Annotated in this window: 15 protein-coding genes and 2 pseudogenes; 10 read left to right on the top strand and 7 right to left on the bottom strand. The window is 62.8% G+C overall.

The annotated features are described in order from the left end of the window. Window positions 1-132: 132 nt before the first annotated feature. From V1278_RS28485 to V1278_RS28470, 4 genes are all read left to right on the top strand, one after another. The gene (locus V1278_RS28485) at window positions 133-1710 is read left to right on the top strand and encodes a Y-family DNA polymerase (protein WP_442893719.1); all 1578 of its coding nucleotides are present in this window, start codon (window positions 133-135) and stop codon (window positions 1708-1710) included. Then, a complete protein-coding gene (locus V1278_RS28480) occupies window positions 1707-5297 on the top strand; it encodes an error-prone DNA polymerase (RefSeq protein WP_334382982.1) in 3591 nt (1196 codons plus the stop codon). Before V1278_RS28485 ends, V1278_RS28480 begins: the two co-directional genes overlap by 4 nt. 277 nt (window positions 5298-5574) lie before the next feature. Beyond that, window positions 5575-6972, top strand: coding sequence for an NfeD family protein (locus V1278_RS28475; protein ID WP_334476145.1), 1398 nt, complete (start codon window positions 5575-5577; stop codon window positions 6970-6972). Window positions 6973-6983: 11 nt separating this feature from the next. Further along, a complete protein-coding gene (locus tag V1278_RS28470; RefSeq protein WP_334382979.1) occupies window positions 6984-7799 on the top strand; it encodes a slipin family protein in 816 nt (271 codons plus the stop codon). 661 nt (window positions 7800-8460) lie between these two features. On the opposite strand, the gene V1278_RS28465 is transcribed toward V1278_RS28470, so the two are convergent. From V1278_RS28465 to V1278_RS28445, 5 genes are all read right to left on the bottom strand, one after another. Next, window positions 8461-8892 (bottom strand): MgtC/SapB family protein, encoded by a 432-nt coding sequence (locus V1278_RS28465; RefSeq protein WP_334384280.1) that lies wholly within the window; start codon window positions 8890-8892, stop codon window positions 8461-8463. Between the two features lie 92 nt (window positions 8893-8984). Further along, window positions 8985-9902 (bottom strand): hypothetical protein, encoded by a 918-nt coding sequence (locus V1278_RS28460; protein WP_334382978.1) that lies wholly within the window; start codon window positions 9900-9902, stop codon window positions 8985-8987. A 314-nt stretch (window positions 9903-10216) separates the two neighbouring features. Then, window positions 10217-10489, bottom strand: a complete 273-nt coding sequence (locus V1278_RS28455) for a PilZ domain-containing protein (RefSeq protein WP_334367861.1) — start codon at window positions 10487-10489, stop codon at window positions 10217-10219. 259 nt (window positions 10490-10748) lie between these two features. Next, complete coding sequence (locus tag V1278_RS28450) at window positions 10749-11519, bottom strand: SDR family NAD(P)-dependent oxidoreductase (protein WP_334382977.1); 771 nt, start codon at window positions 11517-11519, stop codon at window positions 10749-10751. Window positions 11520-11651: 132 nt separating this feature from the next. Beyond that, entirely contained in the window at window positions 11652-11939 is a 288-nt protein-coding gene (locus V1278_RS28445; protein ID WP_028348964.1) for a hypothetical protein, read from the bottom strand. A 56-nt stretch (window positions 11940-11995) separates the two neighbouring features. Here V1278_RS28445 and V1278_RS28440 point away from each other — a divergent pair, with 56 nt between their 5' ends. From V1278_RS28440 to V1278_RS28420, 5 genes and pseudogenes are all read left to right on the top strand, one after another. Then, entirely contained in the window at window positions 11996-13390 is a 1395-nt protein-coding gene (locus V1278_RS28440) for a CoA transferase (RefSeq protein WP_334382976.1), read from the top strand. Between the two features lie 168 nt (window positions 13391-13558). Then, a pseudogene (locus tag V1278_RS28435) lies at window positions 13559-14783 on the top strand (efflux RND transporter periplasmic adaptor subunit). Window positions 14784-14812: 29 nt separating this feature from the next. Next, complete coding sequence (locus tag V1278_RS28430) at window positions 14813-17935, top strand: efflux RND transporter permease subunit (protein ID WP_334382975.1); 3123 nt, start codon at window positions 14813-14815, stop codon at window positions 17933-17935. Between the two features lie 105 nt (window positions 17936-18040). Next, window positions 18041-19517, top strand: a pseudogene (locus V1278_RS28425) (hypothetical protein). A 14-nt stretch (window positions 19518-19531) separates the two neighbouring features. After that, the gene (locus tag V1278_RS28420) at window positions 19532-20440 is read left to right on the top strand and encodes a hypothetical protein (RefSeq protein ID WP_334382974.1); all 909 of its coding nucleotides are present in this window, start codon (window positions 19532-19534) and stop codon (window positions 20438-20440) included. On the opposite strand, the gene V1278_RS28415 is transcribed toward V1278_RS28420, so the two are convergent. Beyond that, window positions 20428-21393 (bottom strand): amidohydrolase family protein, encoded by a 966-nt coding sequence (locus V1278_RS28415; RefSeq protein WP_334382973.1) that lies wholly within the window; start codon window positions 21391-21393, stop codon window positions 20428-20430. The genes V1278_RS28420 and V1278_RS28415 overlap by 13 nt on opposite strands. 148 nt (window positions 21394-21541) lie before the next feature. Continuing rightward, entirely contained in the window at window positions 21542-22105 is a 564-nt protein-coding gene (locus V1278_RS28410) for a hypothetical protein (protein ID WP_334382972.1), read from the bottom strand. Between the two features lie 118 nt (window positions 22106-22223). Here V1278_RS28410 and V1278_RS28405 point away from each other — a divergent pair, with 118 nt between their 5' ends. Beyond that, window positions 22224-23822, top strand: coding sequence for an FAD-binding oxidoreductase (locus tag V1278_RS28405; RefSeq protein WP_334382971.1), 1599 nt, complete (start codon window positions 22224-22226; stop codon window positions 23820-23822). Window positions 23823-23837: the final 15 nt, after the last annotated feature.

Below are 23837 nucleotides of genomic sequence, written 5' to 3'. Positions count from 1 at the left end.
CTCCCCCGCAAGGGGGGAGGGAACGGCACCGCCGCCCCGGTTGATATCTCTCACGACACGAACAGTCGGCTCCCTCTCCCGCTTGCGGGGGAGGGTTGGGGTGGGGGTCTCGCCGCGAGTGACACTGTTCGTATGGAGAGAGCTCCCACCCGGATCGCATCTTGCGATGCGATCCGACCTCAGAGCGAGCTTCGCTCGTCTCGACCCCCGCAAGCGGGAGAGGTGAAGTACCCCTCCGTCGTCGTTGCCAAGCAGCACAATGCCATCCTGATCCATTCCCTCGACGAGGCCGCTGTCCAGGCCGGCCTCTCGATCGGCCTGCCGCTCGCCAATGCGCGCGCGATCTGTCCCGAGCTGACAGTGTTCGACGCGGATGAAGTCGCCGATCGCAAAACGCTCGAAGACATCGCCGACTGGTGCGACCGCTTCACCCCGCTGGTGGCGCTCGATCCGCCGTACGGCTTGTTCCTCGACATCACCGGCTGCGCCCATCTGTTCGGCGGCGAGCGTGCGTTGCTGCAGATCGTCAGCGGCGCACTGAGCCGCCGCGGCTTTGCCGTCAGCGCCGCGATCGCGAGCACCTCGATCTGCGCCCGCACGCTGACGCGCCAGACTTCCGGAAAAATCATTGCCGAGGGCGAGGAGGCGGAGGCCGTCAGTCCGTTGCCGGTATCTGCGCTCGGCGCCGGTGATGCCATCACCGCCGGCCTGCGCCGTGCTGGGTTGAAGACCATCGGCGATGTCGCCTCGCGAGGACGCCACGAAATCACGGCGAGGTTCGGTGCGCCCTTCACGACGCTGTTGCAGCAGGCGCTGGGGCAGGGCGATGCGCCGATCAGCCCGCGCAAACCGCCGCCGGATTATATCGTCGAGAAACGCTTTCCCGAACCGGTCACGACCGGCACCGTGATCGCGATGAACCTGTCCGCGCTCGCTCAAATGCTGGTTACGGCGATGGACAAGCAGGGCAAGGGCGCGCGGCGGTTGGAGGCGAGCTTCTTCCGCACCGACGGCGCGGTGCGCACGATCTCGGTCGATACCGGGCGTCCGGTGACAAAAGCTGAAGTGATCGACCGCCTGTTCCGCGAGCGGCTCGATGCGCTCAACGATCCCCTCGACCCCGGCTTCGGTTTCGATCTCATTCGTCTCTCCGCCAGCCGCACCGAAATCGTGGTGCAGCAGCAGCGCGATCTCGATGCCAATGTCCATGACAATGACGAATTGTCCGCGCTGATCGACCGCATCGCCGCGCGCATCGGCGGAAAACGCGTCGTCGTGCATATGCCGGAGGATACGCATATTCCCGAACGCGCGGTGCTGTCCGTGCCAGCGCAGCATCATCTGGCGGCAGCCGCCCAGGCGGCCTGGCCCGAGCGTATCGAGGGCGAGCCGCCGCTGCGCCCGTTGCGCCTGTTCGACAAGCCGGAGCCGATAAAAGTGCCGTTCGCAACCGTGCCCGACGGCCCGCCGCATCAATTCACCTGGCGGCGCGTCACGCACGCGGTGGTGCGGGTGGAGGGGCCCGAACGCATCGCGATGGAGTGGTGGAAGCCAAACGGCGGTGGCCCGACGCGGGATTATTTCCGCATCGAGGATGAAGCGGGCCTGCGTTTCTGGATCTTTCGCGACGGCCTCTATGAGAGCGAACCGGCGGATGCGGAGGGCGAGCCCGCTTCTATCAGATGGTTCGTGCATGGATTGTTCGCATGAAAAATCCTGTGCCCGACTATGCCGAAATCGGCATCACCACCAATTTTTCGTTCCTGCGCGGCGGCTCGGACCCGCGCGCCTATGTGCATCAGGCGAGCGAGCTTGGTATTCCCGTGATCGGCATCGCCGACCACAACACGCTGGCCGGCGTGGTGCGCGCCTGGAGCGAGCTCGACAACCCTGCCGTCACGCATAAGCCAAAGCTCCTGATCGGCGCGCGGCTCGTCTTCATCGACGGCACGCCTGACATTCTGGTCTATCCGCGCGATCGCGCGGCTTACGGCCGGCTCTGCCAGTTACTCACCCGCGGCAAACGCGGCGACGACATCACGCGGATCGAAAAGGGCGAATGCCACCTGAAATTCGACGACCTCCTCGATTTCGCCGAGGGTCAGCTTCTGGTGCTGGCGCTGCCGCATCGCTTTGACGTGGCGAGCGCGCAGGCAACGCTGGAGCGCCTGAAGAACTCTGATGCCGATGGCGTGTGGCTCGCCGCAAGCCTGCTTTACCGTGGTGACGACAGGCGCCGGCTGGCGCAGCTGCATCGCTTGGCGCTCGCGGCAAAGGTGCCGCTGTTGGCGACCAATGAAGTGCTGTACCACCATCCCGCGCGTCGGCCGCTGCAGGACGTACTGACCTGTATCCGAGAAAAAACCACGATCGATGCGATCGGCAGGCGGCTCGAGGCCAATGCCGAACGCTATCTCAAGCCTGTCAATGAAATGGCACGGCTGTTTTGCGATCTGCCCGAGGCGATTGCGGAAACCATGCGTTTTGCGAAACGCATTTCGTTTTCGCTCGACCAGCTCAAATACCAGTATCCGGACGAGCCGGTACCGCCAGGCAAGACTGCGCAACAGCACCTGGAAGACCTGACCTGGGCCGGTGTCGACAAATATTTCGGTGGCGTAATCGACGACAAGCTGCGTGCCACCTTGCGCAAGGAGCTCGATCTGATCGCCGAGCTGAAATACGCGCATTATTTTCTCACCGTGCACGACATCGTCCGCTACGCGCGTAGCCAGAACATCCTGTGCCAGGGCCGGGGATCGGCGGCCAACTCCGCCGTCTGCTACGTGCTCGGCATTACCTCGGTCGATCCGACCAAGGTCGACCTGCTGTTCGAGCGCTTCATTTCCAAGGAGCGGCTGGAGCCGCCCGACATCGACGTCGATTTCGAGCATTCGCGGCGCGAGGAGGTGATGCAATATGTCTACCGCCGCTACGGCCGCCACCGCGCCGCGATCATTGCGACCGTCATCCACTATCGCCCGCGCAGCGCGATCCGCGACGTCGGCAAGGCGCTGGGGCTGACCGAGGACGTTACCGCAGCCCTCGCCGACACCGTGTGGGGAAGCTGGGGCAAGGGCCTCAACGAGATGCAGGTCCGCCAGGCCGGGCTGGATCCCCAAAATGCGATGGTCGAACTCGCGGTAGCGCTGGCCTCCGAGCTGATCGAATTCCCCCGCCATCTGTCTCAGCATGTCGGTGGCTACGTGCTGACGCAGGATAGGCTCGACACCTATGTGCCGATCGGCAACGCCGCGATGGACGACCGCACCTTCATCGAATGGGACAAGGACGACGTCGACGCGCTCAGCATGATGAAGGTCGACGTGCTGGCGCTGGGCATGCTGACCTGCATCCGCAAGAGCTTTGATCTGATCGCCGACCACAAGGGGCGCCGTTACGAGCTGGCCGACATCAAGTCGCAGGATGACGACGACGTTTATCAAATGCTGCAGCGGGGCGAATCCCTCGGCGTGTTCCAGGTCGAGAGCCGCGCGCAGATGAACATGCTGCCGCGCCTGAAGCCGCGCACCTTCTACGACCTCGTTATCGAAGTCGCGATCGTGCGGCCGGGCCCGATCCAGGGCGACATGGTGCATCCCTATTTGCGGCGGCGAAACGGCCAGGAAAAGGTGAGCTATCCCTCGCCGGCGCCCGAGCACGGCCCTTCGGACGAACTGTACCGTGTGCTTCACAAGACGCTTGGCGTGCCGCTGTTCCAGGAACAGGCGATGCGGATCGCGATCGAGGCCGCAAAATTCACGCCCGAGGAAGCCAACGGCTTGCGCCGCGCGATGGCGACGTTTCGTAACGTCGGCACCATCGGCAAATTCGAGGCCAAGCTGATCAACAACATGATCGCGCGCGGCTACGACCCGGAATTCGCCCAAAGCTGCTTTGACCAGATCAAGGGTTTTGGCTCTTACGGCTTTCCGGAAAGCCACGCCGCAAGTTTTGCGCAACTCGTCTACGTCTCGTCATGGCTGAAGCATTATCATCCGGATGCGTTCTGCTGCGGCCTGCTCAATTCGCAGCCGATGGGCTTTTACGCCCCCGCACAGATCGTCGGCGACGCCCGCAAGAACGGCGTCGAGGTCCGCGAGATCGACGTGTCCTACAGCTTTGCCCAGAACACGCTGGAGGAGGGGAGTGGGAAGTATTGCGCGGTGCGCTTGGGCTTTCGCCAGATCGATGGGTTTCATTGGCTTGATGAGGATGAAGAGCGGTTGAAGCGAATACAGTCGTCATTCCGGGGCATATCAGAGGCAGAATCCGATTTGGTCAGCCGCAAAGGGACTGTGCTCCCTCTCCCGCTTGCGGGGGAGGGTGCCGCCGCGAGTCCGACTGCCCGTATGGAGAGAGCTTCCCCCACCCGGATCGCATCTATCGATGCGATCCGACCTCAGAGCGAGCTTCGCTCGTCTCGACCCCCGCAAGCGGGAGAGGTGAGGCGTCCCCGCGGACCGGCCACTGTGGAAGCAGCAGACTGGGCCAACCGCATCGTCGCCGCCCGCCAACGCCGGCCCTTCACCTCGCTGGAGGAATTCGCCCGCGACACCGGCCTGCCGAAGCGCGCGCTGATCCTGCTTGCCGACGCCGATGTCTTCCGCTCGATCGGTCTCGATCGCCGCGCAGCACTCTGGGCGGTGCGGCGGCTGCCTGACGACGTGCCGCTGCCGCTGTTTCAGGCCGCGATCGCCCGCGAGCAGCCCGACGAGAACGCCAAGCCGCTGCCCCAGATGCCGCTGCCGGAGCAGGTGGTCGCCGACTACCAGACGGTCCGGTTGTCACTGAAAGGCCATCCGATGGAATTTTTACGCGAGCGGTTCACGAAAGAGCGTGTCGTCCCTTGCAAGGACGTCAACCACAGTAACGACCGCCGCCGTATCCGCTGCGCTGGCGTGGTGCTGGTGCGGCAGCGGCCGGGCAGCGCCAAGGGCGTCGTCTTCATGACGCTGGAGGACGAGACCGGCATCGCCAATATCGTGGTGTGGCCCAAGGTGATGGAGCAGTACCGCAAAGAGGTGATGGGCGCCCGCCTGATCCTGGTCGAGGGCTACATCCAGAGCAGCCCGGAGCAGGTGACGCATCTGGTGGCGCAGCAGATGTTCGACCGCTCCCACGATTTGATCGGCCTCGCCAACGATGCGTTAAGCCGCAAGCATCCGGTGCCCGCAGGGCCCGCGCTGGTCGAACCGCTCAACGACGACCGCCGCGACCACGCCGAAACGCCAGCGCAAAAAATCCGCCACCCGCGCGACGTCCGCATCCTGCCGCCGTCCCGCGATTTTCATTGAGCCGCTCTCTTCGGACGGCGGTGATCGCTGTGCATCATCCAGGTGTTGCCGGCACACCGAGATGAAATCCGTCCCGGAGGCGTATGTTTGGGGAACCGGGATTTCGGATGTGCGTTCGCTTCACATGACCTGCGGAGCGCGCTTTGCGCATCAGGGCTCAGATATGTCACGCCCGCCCGGCACCGGATCCTGCGCTCCAGCCGTAACAGTCAGGTTCATCTGCGAATGGCCACCTGGTTCTGACTGTTTCGTCGCGCAAGCTTTTGAGCGACTTACCATGGTGCACTTTCTTTACAGGCTTATTACCGTAGCATTGCTCGTACTTGGCCCCGGAACAGCACTTGGACAAAGTAGCGAGCCGGCGAACGTCGCCATTCTGCTGGATGTGGATGGAGCGATTGGGCCAGCGACTTCTGAATATATCCGCGATGGATTTGAGGAGGCGCGTCAGCGACAGGCGAAGCTCATCGTGCTGAGGCTGAATACGCCTGGTGGTCTCGACCCCTCCATGCGCGAGATCGTAGGGGAAATACTCAGGTCTCCCATTCCTGTGGTCTCCTACGTGACCCCGAGCGGTGCGCGAGCCGCCAGCGCCGGCACCTACATTGTCTATGCGACCCACCTTGCCGCGATGGCGCCGAGCACGCATCTCGGTGCCGCCACGCCCGTCCAGCTCGGCGGTGGCTCCGGCTGGCGCACCGATGACAAGAAAGATAATGACAAGAAAGACGGTGACAAGAAAGAGGGTGACAAGAAAGGAGCATCGTCGCCGACCAGTGCAGGCGAGGCGAAGGCGATCAACGATGCGGTTGCCTACATCAGGGGACTGGCAGAGCTTCGGGGACGAAATGTTTCCTGGGCGGAGAAAGCCGTCCGGGAAGCCGCCACGCTCACCGCGAGCGAGGCCCAGTCGCAGCGTGTCGTCGAGATCGTTGCGAAGGATTTACCCGATCTGTTGTCCCAGGCCGAGGGTCGAGCCGTAACGATCAATGATCAACAGGTCGCGCTGCATACCGGGAGCCTGAGCGTTACAGCAATCGAGGCCAATTGGCGCAACCGCATTCTGGCCACGATTACCAATCCGAACATCGCATACATACTCATGCTGATCGGGCTCTACGGACTTCTATTCGAGTTCATCAGTCCAGGCGCCGTTTTCCCCGGGGTGATCGGCGGGATCGCTCTCCTGGTCGGCCTCTACGCCTTGAATCTCCTGCCGATCAGCTACGCCGGTGCCGGCCTGCTGCTGCTAGGCATCGCGATGATGATTGCAGAAGCGTTTCTGCCCTCGTTTGGCGTGCTCGGAATTGGCGGCGTCATCTCGTTCGCCGTCGGCTCGCTGTTCCTGTTTCGCGGCGACGTGCCGGGTTTCCATCTCTCATGGGCGGTGGTCGCCACGGCCACCATTGCCAGCGCGGGATTCCTGGTGATTGCACTCGCGGCGGTCTGGCGGGCGCATCGGCGCGACGTGGTCACGGGCGAAGCGGCTCTGCTCCGCAGCGCGGGGCAGGTGCTGTGGTGGGCCGACGGCAAAGGCGAGGTCCTGGTCGGAGGAGAACGCTGGGCGGCGAAATCGGAAAGCGAGTTCACCCGGGGTGACCGCGTGCGTGTTCTCGCACGTCAAAACCTGAAGCTGCTTGTCGAGCCAGATCCTGATGCCCCGCCGAAATCATGAGGAGTGAAACCATGCCAGCATTCATAACAGACACCCTCCCATATGTCGTGATCGGAGCCGTAATCATTGCGGTGTTCCTGTCGGCGATTCACATCATGCGGGAATACGAGCGTGCGGTAGTCTTCACATTGGGGCGCTTTTCCGGCGTGAAAGGTCCCGGGCTCATCATATTGGTGCCGATCGTCCAGCAATTCGTTCGGGTAGATCTTCGTACGCTCGTGCTCGACGTACCAAGCCAGGACGTGATTTCTCGCGACAACGTCTCGGTAAAGGTCAACGCGGTTATCTACTTCCGCGTGGTGGATGCGGACAAATCCGTTATCCAGGTGGAAAACTTCATGGCGGCCACCAGCCAGCTGGCACAGACCACACTCCGGTCCGTGCTTGGCAAGCACGAGCTCGATGAGATGCTGGCAGAGCGGGACAAGCTCAATCGCGACATTCAGGAAATTCTCGACAGCCAAACCGATGCGTGGGGCATCAAGGTCGCGAATGTCGAAATCAAGCACGTCGATATCAACGAGAGCATGATTCGCGCCATTGCACGTCAAGCCGAGGCCGAGCGGTACCGCCGCGCAAGAATCATAGGCGCCGAAGCCGAGCAGCAGGCCGCCGAGAAACTGGTGGAAGCAGGCGAGATGCTCGCAAGGAGGCCGGAGTCCATGCAATTGCGTTACCTGTCGACGCTGCAGGATATCGCGGGTGAGAAGAATTCGACGATCGTGTTCCCGGTGCCCGTGGAGTTTCTTCAAGCCCTGGCCGCGCCGGCGACAATACAGCGCGAAACCGCAAATCGCCGGAGGGGATCAGAAGCCGTCCAGGCGTGACGCTCTTCCGCTTCGTCCGAGATCGGACGCCGAAACCTGCGGCCTCTTTCGCCTGGACACGTCTCCCTTTACCAGTAGATCAATCCGCTCCGCGTCGCCCCGACCCCGTTTTTCGCAAATGCTGCTGCAAGTCTCTGCTTTTCGGCGCAATGTGCAGCAAGCTTTTCGTATATCCTTGCCTCCACGAATGGGGCGTGTTCTCTGTTGCCGGACACCGCATTAGCGGTCGCCGATATCAAAGCACTGATTTGGCGTATCAGCAGATCGTCTGTCGATGGCTGCATATCCTCCTCCTTCAATCTCGATCCCAATTGAATTCTCCTGACGCCGCTTCACCGCAAGTCACACGCCTGAGATGTTGGCTGCGACAGATTGCTCGCGCCACTAGTGTTCACTGCGAGAGGTGAATCCTGCGCATGTCCTTTAGCCGAGCCAGGCAATATTCCCGATATAGGATGTTGATGAGGTTCCACATGATCGAACTCCAGGTTTGATCATTGCGTCAACCTACCAACATGTTGTTTCCGGATTTCTTCGTCGGCCGGGAAAATGGCTTCGCCAGGAGGGCGAAACATTTTTTGCGCCCGCGGGCGACGAAACACCTTCACGGAGCCGTGACTGTTATTCCCGTTACGTGGCTGCCCAGCCCTTCCGTTGGACTTCAATCCATCTTCACGTCTTTTTCGTCCTTGACCAGCGTCAGCAGCGTCAGCGTCAGGAACGTAAGCACCGCGATCGTCACGGCGACATCGTAGCTGCCGAGGCCAACGGAGATCCCGATCGCGCCGGTGGCCCACAGGCTTGCCGCCGTCGCCGTGCCCTGCACGGTCGTGCCCTGCTTGAGGATTGCGCCGCCGCCGATGAAGCCGATGCCGGTGATCACCCCTTCTATCACCTTCGACATGCCATCGGGAGAATTCACCATCAACTGTTCGCTGGCCTGCACGAAACCGCAGCTTGCCAGCGCCACCAGCGGGAACGTTCGCAGGCCCGCGCTGCGCGCCCGCTTCTCGCGATCCCATCCGATCGGTACGGCCAGCGCGAAAGCCGCGGCCAGCGCCAGAAAATCGATGCCTGCCTGAGTCCAGTCCAAAATACGCCCTTCTGAAATAGAAGTCGCGCAACCCGCGACGCAGGCGTGTAACGCCGCAAAGCGGCGCAAGTTTCAGCGCGCCGGCGGTTGTGCTACCGGGTGCTGCCGACGACGGTCGTGCTCGGCGCTGCGCTCGTGATCGCAGCCTCGGTCCGGTACTGCGGCAAATGATGCTCGAGCGAATAGAAGACGCACAGCGCAAGGCTGGACCAGACGGCCAGGCTGAAATAAAGCGACATCCAGGCAATCTCGTCTTTCCACTCGGCCAGGTCGTGCGTCACGACCCAGCGCGTGCTGACGTCGCGCAAGCCCTCGCGCGGCGTCAGGCGTTTGTCGCCATCGGCGTCTCCGGTCCGCCAGCGCTTCAGGTACATCGGGACGTCGATCGTCATCAGAAACGCCAGGAAGCCCACGATGCCCGCGATGGCGACGGCGAGGCCTACGCGAACCGCACCATTGAATTCCGGAAGCAGACGGCAAAGGCCGACGCCGACGGCGAAGAAGGCAACCGCCCACAGCGAATTTTCGATGGCGTTGCCGAGATAATTCCTGGTCAGCACCGCATACCATGAAAGGCATTCCGCAATCAGGATCAGCGGCACGATCACCCACGCGACATTTACGGTGGTTTCCGCGCCGGTCATCGTGCCGAGCTGGTGCAGGATAATCGCCCATTGCGCCACGAAGCAGATCTCGGCCACGGTCGCCACGGAACGTCCGACCATGACGCTCGACAGCCAGGTGTCGACCAGGCAGATCCGCTGCACATCGGCGCGCGGCAGAAACGACCTGAAGGCGCAACCGAACACATAGGCCGCGCAGAACAGCAGCATCATCCCGATGCCGGACGAGCCGCCGGCAGCGCCGGTCGGCTGGACGGGAAGCTCGCGATACAGCGCGAACCAGATGGCGATATTGACGCCGCTCACCAGCGTCAGCAGGCCCCACCACCAGGACACGGGATTCGACCAGGCCAGGGAACCTGACCGCGCCTGCCATTCCAAGCTCATTCGCCGCTCCACCGTAATCGAACTGACATCTGACTGTAATAATACAGTCACATATCGAAGCCAATGGCGACGAGAGTAGGGCGGGGCGGGATGGCCACTCCGGCGGCGAGGAAGGCCATGAGGCGACAGCCTTCATCCTTCGAGACGCCGCTTACGCGGCTCCTCAGGATAAGGTTCTATGCCGGTGTTGCGGGTAAGATTAGCAGGCGGCTGTGGAATCTCCCCTCATGGTGAGGAGGCGCCGAGCGCCGTCTCCGGACGATGCTTCGCATCGCCGGGAGAACCATGAAGCCGCGCGGCGGAGACGCCGCTCCTCAAGACAGGAATTTCACGCCGTAGGTCTTGCCACGGCGCCAGACCACTTCGCACGACTGGCGCGTCGCATGGTCGGGTACCAGCGCCAGTTGAAAGCTGTCCCTGACGTCGAACGCGACATCGGTAACGATCTTGGCGCCACCCGGTGAGACGTCCAGGACAAAGCATTCAATCCTCGTCGTCCCGTTGTCGGTCGTCATCCATGTCGGCCGTTTGCGGAGCTCGCGTCGCGGTTCGCGCTGCACCTTTGTCCTTTGCTCGTCGACAATCATCGTGGCCATCCGTCATTGGACCCAGTGGCTGGGTCATCGAAGCAGGCGTCACAATGAGGGGAAGTTCGTAAAGTTCAGTTAGCTTATCGATTCAAATTGACCGGTTTGGTTTGCGAGTTGTAAGCCGAGCTCTCACAACCTTGCCAGTTTCGTCGAGATGTTAAGGCCTCCGCGATGTGCCCACCATCACTTGCACCGGACGCTGGAATGGTGGGCACGGCGCAAGGGCGCCTTTTGCCCACCCTACAACCGTCATTCTTCAAAAATTCACGCGGTTCGAAATCGCGCCGTCGACGACGAGGTTCGAGCCGGTCGTGAACGAGGAGGCCGGGCTCGCCAGGAACACGGCTGCGTTGGCGATTTCCTGCGGCGTCGCCATGCGGCCGGTCGGGTTACGCGCCAGCGCATCCTGGTACCGTTTCGGCATATTCTGTTCGACCATGTTCCAGATGCCGCCCTTGAAATAGACCGTGCCCGGCGACACCACGTTGACGCGGATTTTCTTGTCCGCGTATTGCCGCGCCAGTCCCTTGGCCATGTGGATCAGCGCCGCCTTGATCGGGCCGTAGGAGCTGGCGCTATCCGCCTGCGCCGCCGAGATCGACGATATGATGATGAAGGCCGCGTCGCCGGTCTTCTGCGCACCCGCTTCGAGCAACGGCCGCGCGGCCTCGAACGCGTTGACGGCGCCGAGCACGTCGAGCCGGAAATTCTGCTCCCATGAGGCAGGATCGCCGCCTTGCGCCATGGCGCCGGCATTGGAAAACAGCATGTCGATGCTGCCCAGCTCGGCGGCCGCATCCGATACCCACGATTTCAGCGCGGCGGCGTCGGTGACATCAACCGGCGCGCCGGTGGCGCGCACGCCAAGCCCCTTCAGCTCAGCAACGGTGGCTGCGACCTGATCCGCATGGCGGGCGCACACGGCGACGCCCGAGCCTTCGCCCGCCAGCGTTTCCGCAATTGCCCGTCCGATGCCGCGCGTGCCGCCGAGCACGACGGCGTTTCTGCCTTTCAAACCCAAGTCCATCTTGTTCTTCCTTAGTTGATTCCGCAGCATTGTAGCGGCGACGGCGGTTACGGCGAAAGCTCAAACCGAGAAAGCCTCTTCCTTTCCGTCATTCGAGGGCGTTCTCAATGAACTCGTAGCCGGATGTGCGCACTACTCCGGCGCCGCACCCACCGGCGGGCCGCCGGGCGGACGGTGCAGGAAGGTGATCGTCGCGTAGGCACCGAGCCACGAACCGAGTGCGGCGAAGGCGACGTAAACCCAGTTCTCGGTGTAGCTGATGACGGCGAACGATGAGAGCAGATACCAGACGCTGCTCCAGGTTGCCGCCGGCACACGCTTGCGCGCCACCACCGCCGAGGTGAACATGACGTAGACCGCATCCGTTGCGGCGGTCGCAAGCAGAACGGCTCCCGCCGTCAGGGGATCGATGGCAGCCATTGCAACTCCTCTGGTGGTCGGGCAGAGCTTGAGAAAACTAGGGGAGAGACACGCCGATGCAAAGCCCCAGAGAAATCCTCTCCGATATCTGGACCTCCATTGGCGGCGATCCGTACGCGCTTGGCGCGCTCACGCTGACCGGTGACGAACCGCAATTGCCGTCGTCGTTTCGCGTCGCTGCTGCGGCGCAGGTCAGCGTCGCGGCAACCGGGCTTGCAGCCGCTGAGATCTGGAAAAGGCGCAGCGGCGAGACGCAGGACGTCGCGGTGGATATGCGCCATGCCGTGGTCGAATGCCGGAGCGAACGTTATCTGCGCGTCGACGGCAAGCCGCCATCGCCGGCCTGGGACGCCATCGCCGGTATCTACAAGATCCGCGACGGCTTCGTGCGCCTGCACACCAATTTTCCCCATCACCGCGACGCCGTCTGCAGAGTGCTGAACTGCAAGCCGGAGCGTGACGCGGTGCAGGCCGCGCTGTTGCAATGGGACGGCGAGGCGTTCGAGACCGCGGCCTATACGAGCGGTGGCGTCGTCGCCTTCATGCGCTCGCATGACGAATGGTTGGCGACACCACAGGCCGAGGCGCTCGCCGGATTGCCGCTGATCTCGATCACGAAGATTGGCGAGGCTCCGCCAAAGCCGTGGCCCAAGGGTGAGCGGCCGCTCGCAGGTATCCGTGCGCTTGATCTGTCGCGTGTCATCGCCGGCCCCGTTGCGGGGCGAACGCTCGCCGCGCATGGCGCCGACGTGCTGCTGGTCTCGGGGCCCGATTTGCCGGCGATCCCCTGGCTCGTCATCGACACCGGAAGGGGCAAGCTGACGAGCTTTGTCGAACTGAAGAGCGAGCAGGGGCGTGCGACCTTGCGCGATCTGCTGGCGCAGGCGGACATCTTTTCGCAAGGCTATCGACCTAGCGCACTCGCCGCCCTCGGCTTCTCGCCCGAGAATGCCGCGCGCATCAGTCCCGGTATCATTTACGTCACGTTGTCGGCCTATGGTCATGCCGGGCCATGGGCGGAACGTCGCGGCTTCGACTCGCTGGTGCAGACGGCGACCGGATTCAACCATGCCGAGGGGCAGGCCGCAGGTGTCGATGGACCGAAGGAATTGCCGGCGCAGATGCTCGACCACGCCACCGGTTACTTCATGGCATTCGGCGCCATGATGGCCAAGGCGCGCCAGGCGCGCGAAGGCGGCAGTTGGCACGTCCAGGTGTCGCTGGCGCAGACCGGACGCTGGCTGTGGAATCTCGGCCGGGTCGCCGACGGTCTTGCGATCGAGGATTTGAAGGGGGAAGTGGTGAAGCCGTTCATCGAGGAGGTGGGCTCCGGCTTCGGGCCACTGCGGTACGTGACGCACTCCGCACTGTTGTCGAAAACGCCAGCCTTCTGGGCTCGCCCGGCGATGCCACTCGGCAGCCACCCTCCGCAATGGCCCCTACGCGAATAGGTGATCCCCTCGCTCAGAGCCTGCCTCTCCAAATTTTAATCGCGTCCGGTACGGCTATTTTGCTTTTTTGGGTTGTGCGAGATGCCAATTGGGCACTATAGCGCCGGTGAGACAAATTGTCGCTGGAACCCATGTCGTATGTTTGGCAGATTTTGCAAGCGATTACAGATGGTTAACTCAAAGAAATGGGTCGTTGCCATTGCCCTGATGGTAGTACTGGCCGGGGCGGCCGTTTACGGCGGCGGCGCCTATCTCGGCGGCCCAAAACGCGGGCATTCGGAAATCTCGAGCCAGTCCCGCAAGCGCGGACTGCAGCGCTACACGCCGAGCCCAGCCGAATGGGCCAGCCTGACCATTCAGCCTGTCGCTGAACGCGACTTCCGCGCCGAGCGCGTCACCGAAGGCAAGATCGCAATCGACGAAGATCGCTCGACGCCGGTGTTCTCGCCCTATGCGGGCCGCGTCACCAGGTTGCTGGCCAAGCCAGGCGATAGCGTCGTCAAGGGCCAGCCGCTGTTTGTGATCGAGGCCGCTGATAACGTTCAGGCGCAAAACGATTTCATTGCGGCGATGAGCGCGATGAACAAGGCTAAGTCCGCGCTCGATCTGGCGCAGTTGCAGGGAGCGCGCGCCAAGGACCTGTTCGAGGGCAAGGCCGTTCCGCTGAAGGATTATCAGCAGAGCCAGGCGACGCTGATCCAGGCGCAGAATGACGTGCGCTCGTCGGAAACGGCGGTCCAGGCAGCGCGCAACAAATTGCGCCTTCTCGGCCTCACCGACGACGACATCGCGACCTTCCAGGAGAAGGGCCGCATCAATCCCGAAATCACCATCTTCGCACCGATCGCGGGTACCGTGGTCCAACGCAAGATCGGCCCGGGGCAATACGTCAACGCCGGCGCCAGCGACCCCGTCTATGTGATCGGCGATCTCTCCACCGTCTGGATGACGGCCTTCGTCCGCGAAAGCGATTGCGCGAACGTCGCGGTCGGGCAGGAGGTGACGTTCAATGTGCTGGCGCTGCCGGGCCGTTCGCTTTCGGCGCGGATCAACTACGTCGCAGCAGCAATCGACCCTGCGACGCGGCGGCTGCTCGTCCGCGCCACGATCGACAACAAGAACGGTACGCTGAAGCCTGAGATGTTCGCGAATGTCACGATCTATTCGGCAGGCGACCGTCCGGCGGTCGGCGTGCCGAAGCAGGCGTTGATCTATGAAGGCGATCAGGTCCGGATCTGGGTCGCGCATCCGGACAAGACGATTGAACTGCGTCAGGTCAAGCCTGGCCTCACCAATGGCGATCTCGTCGAGGTGGTCGGCAATTTGAAGCCCGCGCGAGCAGATCGTCACCAAGGGCGCACTGTTCATCGACCGGGCCGCATCCGGAAGCTGATGCCTAGCTCATTGAAAGCTTCGATCTGAATGGATCGCCTGGTCGCCCTAGCCGTCAGCCGCCGCTATTTGATGGTCGGCATGTTCATAGCCGTGCTGGTCGGCGGCCTGATCGCGTTCAAGCAGCTCAACATCGAGGCCTATCCCGATCCGACCCCGCCGATGGTCGACATCGTGACCCAAAGCCCGGGGCTGTCGTCGGAAGAGATCGAACGCTACATCACGATCCCGATCGAAACCCAGGTCGCCGGCATCAAGAACCTGCGCACCATCCGCACCATCTCGCTGTACGGATTGTCCGACGTCAAGCTGCAGTTCTCGTTCGACTACACCTATGACGAAGCGCTGCAGCAGGTGTTGAACCGGCTGTCGCAGCTCGCGCCACTGCCGGGCAACGTGCAGCCGACCATCTCGCCGCTCAGCCCGACCGGCGAAATCTTCCGCTACCGGCTGAAGGGCCCGCCGAATTACAGCGTGCTCGATCTCAAGACGCTGCAGGACTGGGTGTTGCAACGCCGCTTCCGCGCGGTGCCCGGCGTCATCGACGTCACTGGCTGGGGCGGCAAGACCAAGACCTACGAGCTGCAGGTCGATTTCAACAAGCTCGTCGCCAACGGGCTGACGCTGCCGCAGGTGCTGCAGGCCGTTTCTAACGCCAACATCAACGTCGGCGGCAACACCGTCAATATCGGCGCGCAATCCGCCGTGGTGCGCGGCGTCGGGCTGATCCGCTCGATCGACGACCTCAACAACACCATGGTATCGCAGTCCGGCGGCAATCCGGTGCTGGTGCGCGACATCGCCCATGTCACGATCGGCGAGAAGCCGCGGCTCGGCATCGCCGGCCTCGACCAGGACGACGACATCGTGCAGGGCATCGTCCTGATGCGGCGCGGCGAGCAGAGTTCGCCGACCATTGCCCGGGTCGAAAAGCTCGTTCACGACATCAATCATTCCTCGATCCTGCCGCCCGGCGTGCAGATCGAGCGCATCTACGACCGCAAGGATCTGATCGACATCACCACGCATACGGTGCTGCACAACATGGTGGTCGGGATCATCCTGATCGTGTTGCTGCAATGGGTGTTTCTGGGCGATCTCCGCAGCGCGCTGATCGTCGGCGCAACGATCCCCTTCGCGCTGTTCTTCGCCGTGATCATCCTGGTGCTGCGCGGCGAATCCGCCAATCTGCTGTCGGTCGGCGCGATCGATTTCGGCCTGATCGTCGACGCCACCGTGATCATGGTGGAGGCGATCTTCCGGCGGTTGACGCAGACCACCGCGCTGTCGGAAGCCGAGCGCAGCGACATCTCGTCCGACACCACGATTGGGATGAAGAGCCACGCCATCCTGTCTGCGGCGGTCGACGTGTCGCGCTCGATCTTCTTCGCCGCCGCGATCATCATCGCAGCCTTCCTGCCGCTGTTCACGCTGAGCGGCGTCGAAGGCAATATCTTCGGGCCGATGGCGCGGACCTATGCCTATGCGCTGGCCGGCGGGCTGATCGCGACCTTCACGGTGACGCCGGCGTTGAGCGCGATCATCCTGCCCTCGCATCTGGATGAAGCCGAAACCTGGATCGTGAAACAGCTCGACCGGCTGTACGTGCCGGTGCTGAAATGGGCCCTCGTAAACCGCAGGATCGTACTCACCGGCGCGGCCGTTCTAGTGCTCATGACCATTGCTTTCGCGCGGCTGCTCGGACTGGAATTCCTGCCCAAGCTGGAAGAGGGCAATTTGTGGATCCGCGCCACGCTGCCGCCGACCATCTCGCTTCAGGAGGGCAATGCCTACGTCAACGAGATGCGCAAGATCATCCGCGCGCGTCCTGAGGTGGAATCGGTGGTGTCGCAACACGGCCGGCCCGACGACGGAACGGACGCCGCCGGTCTCTTCAATGCGGAGTTTTTCGCGCCGCTCAAGCCGAACAGCGAGTGGCCTGATACCCATGACAAGGACGAGCTGACAGCGCAATTGCTGGGGCAGTTGCAGGACAACTTCCCGGGTGTCGAGTTCAACTTCTCGCAATACCTGCAGGACAACGTCTCGGAGGCCGTCTCGGGCGTCAAGGGCGAGAACTCGATCAAGCTCTACGGCAACGACCTGCAGGCGCTGACGGACACCGCCAACAAGATCAAATCCGTGCTCGGCACGGTGCAGGGCGTTACCGACCTCGCAGTGTTCACTTCGCTCGGCCAACCCACAATCCAGATCGATATCGATCGTGCCCGCGCGGCACGCTATGGCCTATCGCCCGGTGATATCAACGCCACCATCAAGGTCGCCATCGGCGGCGACAGCGCCGGCGATCTCTATGAGCCCGGCAGCGACCGGCATTTCCCGATCATCGTTCGCCTCGCCCCGGAATACCGCAAGAGCGCGGAGGCGATCCATAACTTACGGATCGGCGTGGCGGGGCAGGGCGGCACGATCACGCAGATCCCGCTCAGCGAGGTCGCCTCGATCAACCTGATCTCGGGCGCCGCCTATATCTACCGCGAACAGCAGGAGCGTTATCTGCCGATCAAGTTCTCGGTCCGCAACCGCGATCTCGGCAGCGCGATCCATGAAGCGCAGGACAAGGTCGCCGCCGAGGTGCAATTGCCGCCGGGATCGCGGATCGAATGGGTCGGCGAATTCGGCAATCTGCAGGACGCCATCCGGCGGCTGTCGATCGTGGTGCCGATCAGCCTGGCGCTGATCGGTGTGCTGCTGTTCTTCAACTTCGGCTCGATGGTCGATACGCTGCTCGCGATGAGCGTGATCCCGATGGCGATCTTCGGCGGCGTGCTCGGGCTGTTGATCTCGGGAATTCCCTTCAGCGTGTCGGCGGCAATCGGATTCATCGCGCTGTTCGGAATCGCCGTGATGGACGGCATCATCATCCTGTCGCAGTACAATCAACTCATCGGCGAAGGCTATGAGCGGATGCGGGCGGTGATCCGCACCGGCGAACTGCAATTGCGGCCGGTGCTGATGACCTGCGTGGTGGCCGGCGTCGGCCTGCTGCCGGCGGCGGTGTCGGAGGGAATCGGTTCGCAGGTGCAAAAGCCGTTGGCGATCGTGGTCGTCACCGGCATGATGCTGGCGCCGCTGGTGATCCTGGTGACGCTGCCGGTGCTGATCTCGGTGTTTTCGCGCCGCGCGCGCTAGAATCCGTATGGGCACGTGCCCATGTATCCTGCCCACTCGATTTGTGGTTGACGCGATCCGGCGGCCGTTCCTTGATGCTGGCAGGTTCAACCGCGGGAGCAAGCCATGCGGATCGAGGAAAGCCAAGGATCCAGCCAAGGATCTAGCCAAGGATCCGCGGGGCAGCAAAACGGCCACGCGCCGCCGGCGAAATCGGCGCCCACGGCCGAACAGATCCTCGGAGAAATCCGCGACTATTGCCGCCAGACCCGCACGGCCGAATCGACCTTCGGGCGGCTGGTGGTCAATGACGGCAAGCTGGTGTCGCGGTTGCGCGATGGCGCCCGGATCACGACCGGCACGCTCGACAAGGTCCGCGCGTATCTCGCCGAGCACCGGCCGGAATCGGACGGCGCGCCGGCCAATTCGCTCTCGGCCCAACCGCTGAACGACGCGGCCACCGCCAATGCCGTCGCGCCGCCGGGCTTCCGATTTTTCGACAACCGCCAAAAATACCTGCTGTTCGTCTCGACCTGCAGCGAGAAGACCGAGGTCGGCAACCGCATTTCGCTCGAGCTCGGCAATCTGCAGCCGACACCGCCGGCGCTTCGTATCTTCGATGCCGGCGTCGGCGACGGCACCGTGCTGTCGCGGGTGATGCGGGCGGTACATGCGCGATTTCCCACCATGCCGCTCTATGTCGTGGCGAAGGAGATCTCTTACGAAGACGTCCGCCTGATGCTGGAGAAAATGGCGGACCGCCTGTTCGAGCATCCCGCCACCGTGCTGGTCGTGACCAACCTCTATTACCGCCGAGGCGCCATGGCTGACGCCGCGTTCGGTCACGTCAGCGCAAGGCCTGATCTGGAAAGACGTCACGCTATCAGGGAACACCGCACACGGTTTCGCCGAGCAGATCGGGGAGCTCGAGAGCTTCCTGGCCGAGAACTGGCGCGCAGGCATCAGCCCGACCACGGGCAATCCGGTTTATCAGCGCCCGGTGATCCTGACGCTGCGGCGTGAGGATCATTCCTTCCTGCTCGATCCGATCATGCCGCGGCCCGGCCGCGTGATGGCCGATTACGATCTGGTCATCGCCTCGCAACCCTATCGGGCGCGGGCGAGCGTCGAGTTCAAGGCTTCGAAAGTGGTGACACCGCTGGTCAAGGCGCTGCGCCCGGGTGGGCGACTGATCGGCATCCATTCGCATGGCAAGGATCCCGGCATCGAGATCATCGATCAGGTCTGGCCGGGCGACGATCCCTTCAAGACCGACCGCTACGCGATCCTGCGCCAGGTCAAGCACGAGCTTGGCGCGGCCGCACGCCACTACAATTTCAATGCGTCCTCGGATGCACGCTCGATCTTCCGCTACCACATGCACACGCTGCCGGACGAGGTCAGCGGCCCGATCGGCACCTCGACGCTGTTCGCCGCCTGGAACGCCGCGATCTATGTGGCGCAGATCGAGGACAACAGGTTGTCGGAAGTGGTTCGCGATGGCCGCTATTTTGAAGCCACCGACCGCGTGCTGAAGAAACATGGCGGCCTCTGGTTCAACGACGAGACCTATGTGATCTCGCGCCGCCGCGCGCCGGCATGACAAAGGAGGCGCTCGTGATCGTCTCCGATCAAGCATCCGCCAGATTAGTCGCACTATTGCCGAAGGCCTCCGTCGAAATCTCCTCGCGCGGGCATCAGGTCGCGGAACTGAGCGATCATTTCGTTGGAGGCACCGACGTCACGATCACGTTCCTGCCCGGCGATAATTATCGCCACAACATTGAGACGGCTGTCGCGCTGCGCCGCGCCGGCTACAATCCGGTGCCCCATATCGCGGCGCGCGAAATGGCCTCGCGGGATGCATTCAACGATTTCCTGGCGCGTGCGCGCGGCGAAGCCGATGTCTCGCGCATCCTCCTGATCGCCGGCGATCTCGCCGCTGCGAGAGGCCCGTTCAAATCGACGCGCGATGTCGCCGCCAGCGGCCTGCTCGAGGCGCACGCGATTGCATCCGTCAGCGTGGCCGGTCATCCCGAGGGGCATCCCTATTTCGATCTGCCGGAAGCGCTGGACGGCCTCAAGGGGTGGCGCGACTGGGGGCGGCGGACAGGAACGCGGGTCGATGTCGTCACACAATTCTGCTTCGAGAGCACGCCGATCCTGGAATGGATCGGCGCCCTCGATCGCGCGGGCATCGATCTGCCTGTCATCGTCGGCCTGGCCGGTCCGGCAACGCCGGCGACATTGACAAAATTCGCGCTCCGTTGCGGCATCGGCAATTCGATGCGCGCGCTGCGGGCCCAGATCGGCCTGTTCGGCCGCCTGCTGACGGACACCGGACCTGACGACGTCGTCAGGAGATTGCGAGCGGCGCCTGCGGCGGCAACCGCGCCGATCGCCGGATTCCACCTGTTCCCGTTCGGCGGCCTGCGCAAGGCTGGTGACTGGCTGCGCAATTACGACCGCGACCTGTTCGGACAGCAGCGGGCCGCGATGTCGAGTGCCGGGCTTCAGAACCCGTAGAGCTGTGCCGGATTGTCGACCAAAATTTTCTTGCGGATCGCCGCATCCGGCGCCCACACCGGAAGCTGATTCAACAGCCGTCCGTCGTCGATCTGAAACAGCGGCGTGACGTCGGTGATCTTCTTGTCGGCAGGCGTGACCGAGTTGGGGTGCGGCCAATCGGTGCCCCAGACGATGCGGTCGGGATTGGCGGATATCAGCGCCTTGGCGAGCGGGATGCAATCGGTGTAATCGGGCGCGAGTTTGGAGGCGCGATAGGCCCCGGAAATCTTCACATAGGCCTTGCCCGATTTGACGAGATCCACAAGGTCGGCAAATCCCGGCTGCTCGACACCAAGGGCTGCCTTGGCGCCGCCGAAATGATCGAACACGACCACCACCGGGGAGGCCATCACCAGATCCTTGATCGCGGTGATCATCGCCGGGGTGGTGTAAATCTGCACGTGCCAACCGCGCGCTTTCATGCGCTCGACGGCGGTCGTAAATCGCGGACGGGCGACGCTCGGATCGTTGACGCCGCCGGTTGCGAGGTTGAAGCGGACACCGCGAATGCCGGCCTTGCCCATGACATCGAGATCGCCCTCCGACGTCTTGTCGTCGATCACCGCAACCCCGCGCGCGGTCGGCCCCCGTGCCGCCATGCCGAACAGCGTGGCCGAATTGTCGGTGCCGTAGATCGAGGGCGTGACGATCACTACGCGCTCCATGTGCAGCGCCTTGTGCAGGGCGGTCATTTCCTCGGGCGAGGCCAGTTCGGGCGTATAGACGCGGCCGGAGAAGAACGGGAATTTTTCGGGATCGGGGTGGATATGGGTGTGGCAGTCGCAGGCGTCCGCGGGAACGTCGAAATTCACCGGCGTCGCCGGCTGCGACGCTTTGGCCGAGGCGGTTCTACTGTTCATGATCACTCCGGCTGCGATGGAGGCGAACATCATACTGCGTCGCGTCAGCATTGGTGTTCTCCCTGCGATTTGTGTTGTTGTTGGCGGTTCGGACAGGGGTGTTGCCGTCACCTTCAGCGTTTCCCAAGCGACCGGCATTGTTTCACCGCGGTCTGCGCGGAGAGAATATCGGGAGAAGTCGGCCGCGGGAAGGCGCCGCTCATGCCGGACCGCCGCCGTGGCGGCCGATCGTTCCGCGAACTTCCGCGACCAGTTCGGGCAACGGCCGCGATCCATCCATCCGCAGCACGGGGCAGGGCAGTTTGGCGAGCCAGGCCTGATGTTTTGCCTGAGTGCGGCTCACATTGCCTTCCTCATAGCCTGACGCCCATTCGATGAATTCCTCAGTCTCTGCATGCCGGTGGCCACCGGGCGCCACCGCCTCAGTGCCAAATTGGGTAGCCTCGCGGGCGCGCAGCCGCTGCAATCGTATCTCGCGAGGGGTTGTGAGAAAGATCACCACGTCGAAATCCGGGATCAGCACGTCACCCCAACCGTTAAGCGACCCGCTCAATACCCAGGCCGCGCGCGGCAGGAAGACATCCCGCATCAGCTTCAGGCGCTCCCCAACGTCGCGCATGTGCCGGTAGGGCGGATCGGTCGGCAGCCAGAAGTAATCGTCGGTGTCGTGATGCGGGATGGCCAACGCAGTGGCGAGAGCGCGGCCGAGGCTGGTGACGCCCGCGCCCGATGCTCCCATCACATGTATGCGACAGCTCTGCATTTGTTCGCTCCGGTTTATCGCTTCGGTAACGCAACCGGTCTATCGAACCAGACTCCGCCCAAATTTGACTAAAGATCCGCTCGCCCGGAATATCTCGCAAATCCCTTGGAATCAATTCATGCAGAAATTTTCGCAAAAATTCAAAGCCGGCGTCTCCGTGGCCGCCGTGGTCGTCGTGCTGCTCGGCGTTTACAGCTACCGCAAGCTTCAGGCGCTGGCCGCCGATCCTAACGGGGAAAAGGATTGCGGCCCGGCGGTCGGCGGCGAGCAGGCGAAAATCGATCTGGAGCGGATCAAGGCGATAGCGCCGCTCAAGGACGTGAAATGGTCGCAGCTTGGCGGCAGCATCAATGATGCGAGCTGTCTCAACAAGACCGAAATCTACGGCGTGGTCGCGGTGCGCAGCGTCGAGGATATTGCAAAGACGCTGGCCTTTGCGCGCGACAACAAGCTCTCCGTCACCACCGCCGGCGTCCGCCACAGCATGGGCGGGCACGCCTTCCGCAAGGGCGGCATTGTGCTCGACATGCGCGGCTTCAACAAGATCGTGCTGAACGAGAGCGCGCGGTCGATCACCGTGCAGCCGGGCGCGACCTGGCACGACATCCAGAACGTCCTACTACATCCGCGCTTTGCGGTGCGCGCCATGCAGTCGACCGACATCTTCACCGTCGGCGGCTCGATCTCGGTCAATGCCCATGGCATGGACCATCAGGCCGGCGCGCTCGCGAAATCGATCAAGTCGATGAAGGTGATGCTGGCGGACGGTTCGCTGCGCACGGTATCGTCGGCCGAGAATGCGGATCTGTTCAACCTCGTGGTTGGCGGTTACGGCCTGTTCGGCGTGATCGTCGAGGCCGAGCTCGATATTGCCGACAACCTCGTCTACCAGACCGGCCGTCGCGTGATGGACTACAAGGAATTTCCGGCGCTGTTCGCCGGCGAGATCGAGAAGGACGCCAATATCGGCCTGATGTACGGCCATCTCTCGACCGCGCCGAGCACGTTCCTGAGGGAATTGCTGCTCTATACCTACACCAAGATCGACGGCACCGATTTCAAGCGCCAGCCGCTCGGCGAGGTCAGCGGCACCAAGCTGCGGCGGCTGACCATCAACCTGTCCAAGCAAGGGCCACTGTTTCAGGAAATAAAGTGGCTGTCCGAGAAGCACATCGAGCATCGGATGGAAAACTGCACGGTGACGCGCGCGCAAGCGATCGGATCGGCGGAGGCCTGTCTAGTCAACCGCAATGACCCCATGCACGACTCCGTACCCTATTTGCGCAACTCGCTGCCTGACGACACCGACATCCTGCACGAATATTTCATCCCGCGCAGCCAGTTCGTCTCGTTTGTCGATGGCATGCGCAAGGTGCTGACCGACAACAAGACCAATCTGCTGAATGCATCGGTCCGCGTCGTACATCAGGAGAATAATTTCCTGACTTATTCGCCGGAGCCGGCGTTCTCGCTGGTGCTATACATCAACCAGACCACGGACGGCGAGGGCAACCGGCGGATGAAGAAGGCGACGGAAGAACTGATCGACCTCACCATCGCGCACAAGGGCCGGTTCTTCCTGCCTTACCAGCTCTACTATTCGAAAGACCAGTTGCAGCGCTCATACCCGGAGATCAGCGATTTCTTCGCAGCGAAACGGAAGTATGATCCGGGCGAGTTGTTCACCAATACGTTTTACCAGAAGTACGCGTCGTGATGCCTGTCTGCCATC

The organism is Bradyrhizobium sp. AZCC 1577 (assembly GCF_036924575.1).
Classification (GTDB): domain Bacteria; phylum Pseudomonadota; class Alphaproteobacteria; order Rhizobiales; family Xanthobacteraceae; genus Bradyrhizobium.
Note: the sequence above shows the minus strand (reverse complement) of the source record. Positions and strands in the feature narration are given on the sequence as shown.

What these genes read in the sequence shown, in the direction of transcription:
- V1278_RS28460 (WP_334382978.1), bottom strand. Translation starts at nt 9,902, where the DNA reads ATGAGCTTGGAATGGCAGGCGCGGTCAGGTTCCCTGGCCTGGTCGAAT.
- V1278_RS28470 (WP_334382979.1), top strand. Translation starts at nt 6,984, where the DNA reads ATGCCAGCATTCATAACAGACACCCTCCCATATGTCGTGATCGGAGCC.
- V1278_RS28410 (WP_334382972.1), bottom strand. Translation starts at nt 22,105, where the DNA reads ATGCAGAGCTGTCGCATACATGTGATGGGAGCATCGGGCGCGGGCGTC.
- V1278_RS28455 (WP_334367861.1), bottom strand. Translation starts at nt 10,489, where the DNA reads ATGATTGTCGACGAGCAAAGGACAAAGGTGCAGCGCGAACCGCGACGC.
- V1278_RS28485 (WP_442893719.1), top strand. Translation starts at nt 133, where the DNA reads ATGGAGAGAGCTCCCACCCGGATCGCATCTTGCGATGCGATCCGACCT.
- V1278_RS28405 (WP_334382971.1), top strand. Translation starts at nt 22,224, where the DNA reads ATGCAGAAATTTTCGCAAAAATTCAAAGCCGGCGTCTCCGTGGCCGCC.
- V1278_RS28475 (WP_334476145.1), top strand. Translation starts at nt 5,575, where the DNA reads ATGGTGCACTTTCTTTACAGGCTTATTACCGTAGCATTGCTCGTACTT.
- V1278_RS28445 (WP_028348964.1), bottom strand. Translation starts at nt 11,939, where the DNA reads ATGGCTGCCATCGATCCCCTGACGGCGGGAGCCGTTCTGCTTGCGACC.
- V1278_RS28440 (WP_334382976.1), top strand. Translation starts at nt 11,996, where the DNA reads ATGCAAAGCCCCAGAGAAATCCTCTCCGATATCTGGACCTCCATTGGC.
- V1278_RS28415 (WP_334382973.1), bottom strand. Translation starts at nt 21,393, where the DNA reads ATGCTGACGCGACGCAGTATGATGTTCGCCTCCATCGCAGCCGGAGTG.
- V1278_RS28430 (WP_334382975.1), top strand. Translation starts at nt 14,813, where the DNA reads ATGGATCGCCTGGTCGCCCTAGCCGTCAGCCGCCGCTATTTGATGGTC.
- V1278_RS28450 (WP_334382977.1), bottom strand. Translation starts at nt 11,519, where the DNA reads ATGGACTTGGGTTTGAAAGGCAGAAACGCCGTCGTGCTCGGCGGCACG.
- V1278_RS28480 (WP_334382982.1), top strand. Translation starts at nt 1,707, where the DNA reads ATGAAAAATCCTGTGCCCGACTATGCCGAAATCGGCATCACCACCAAT.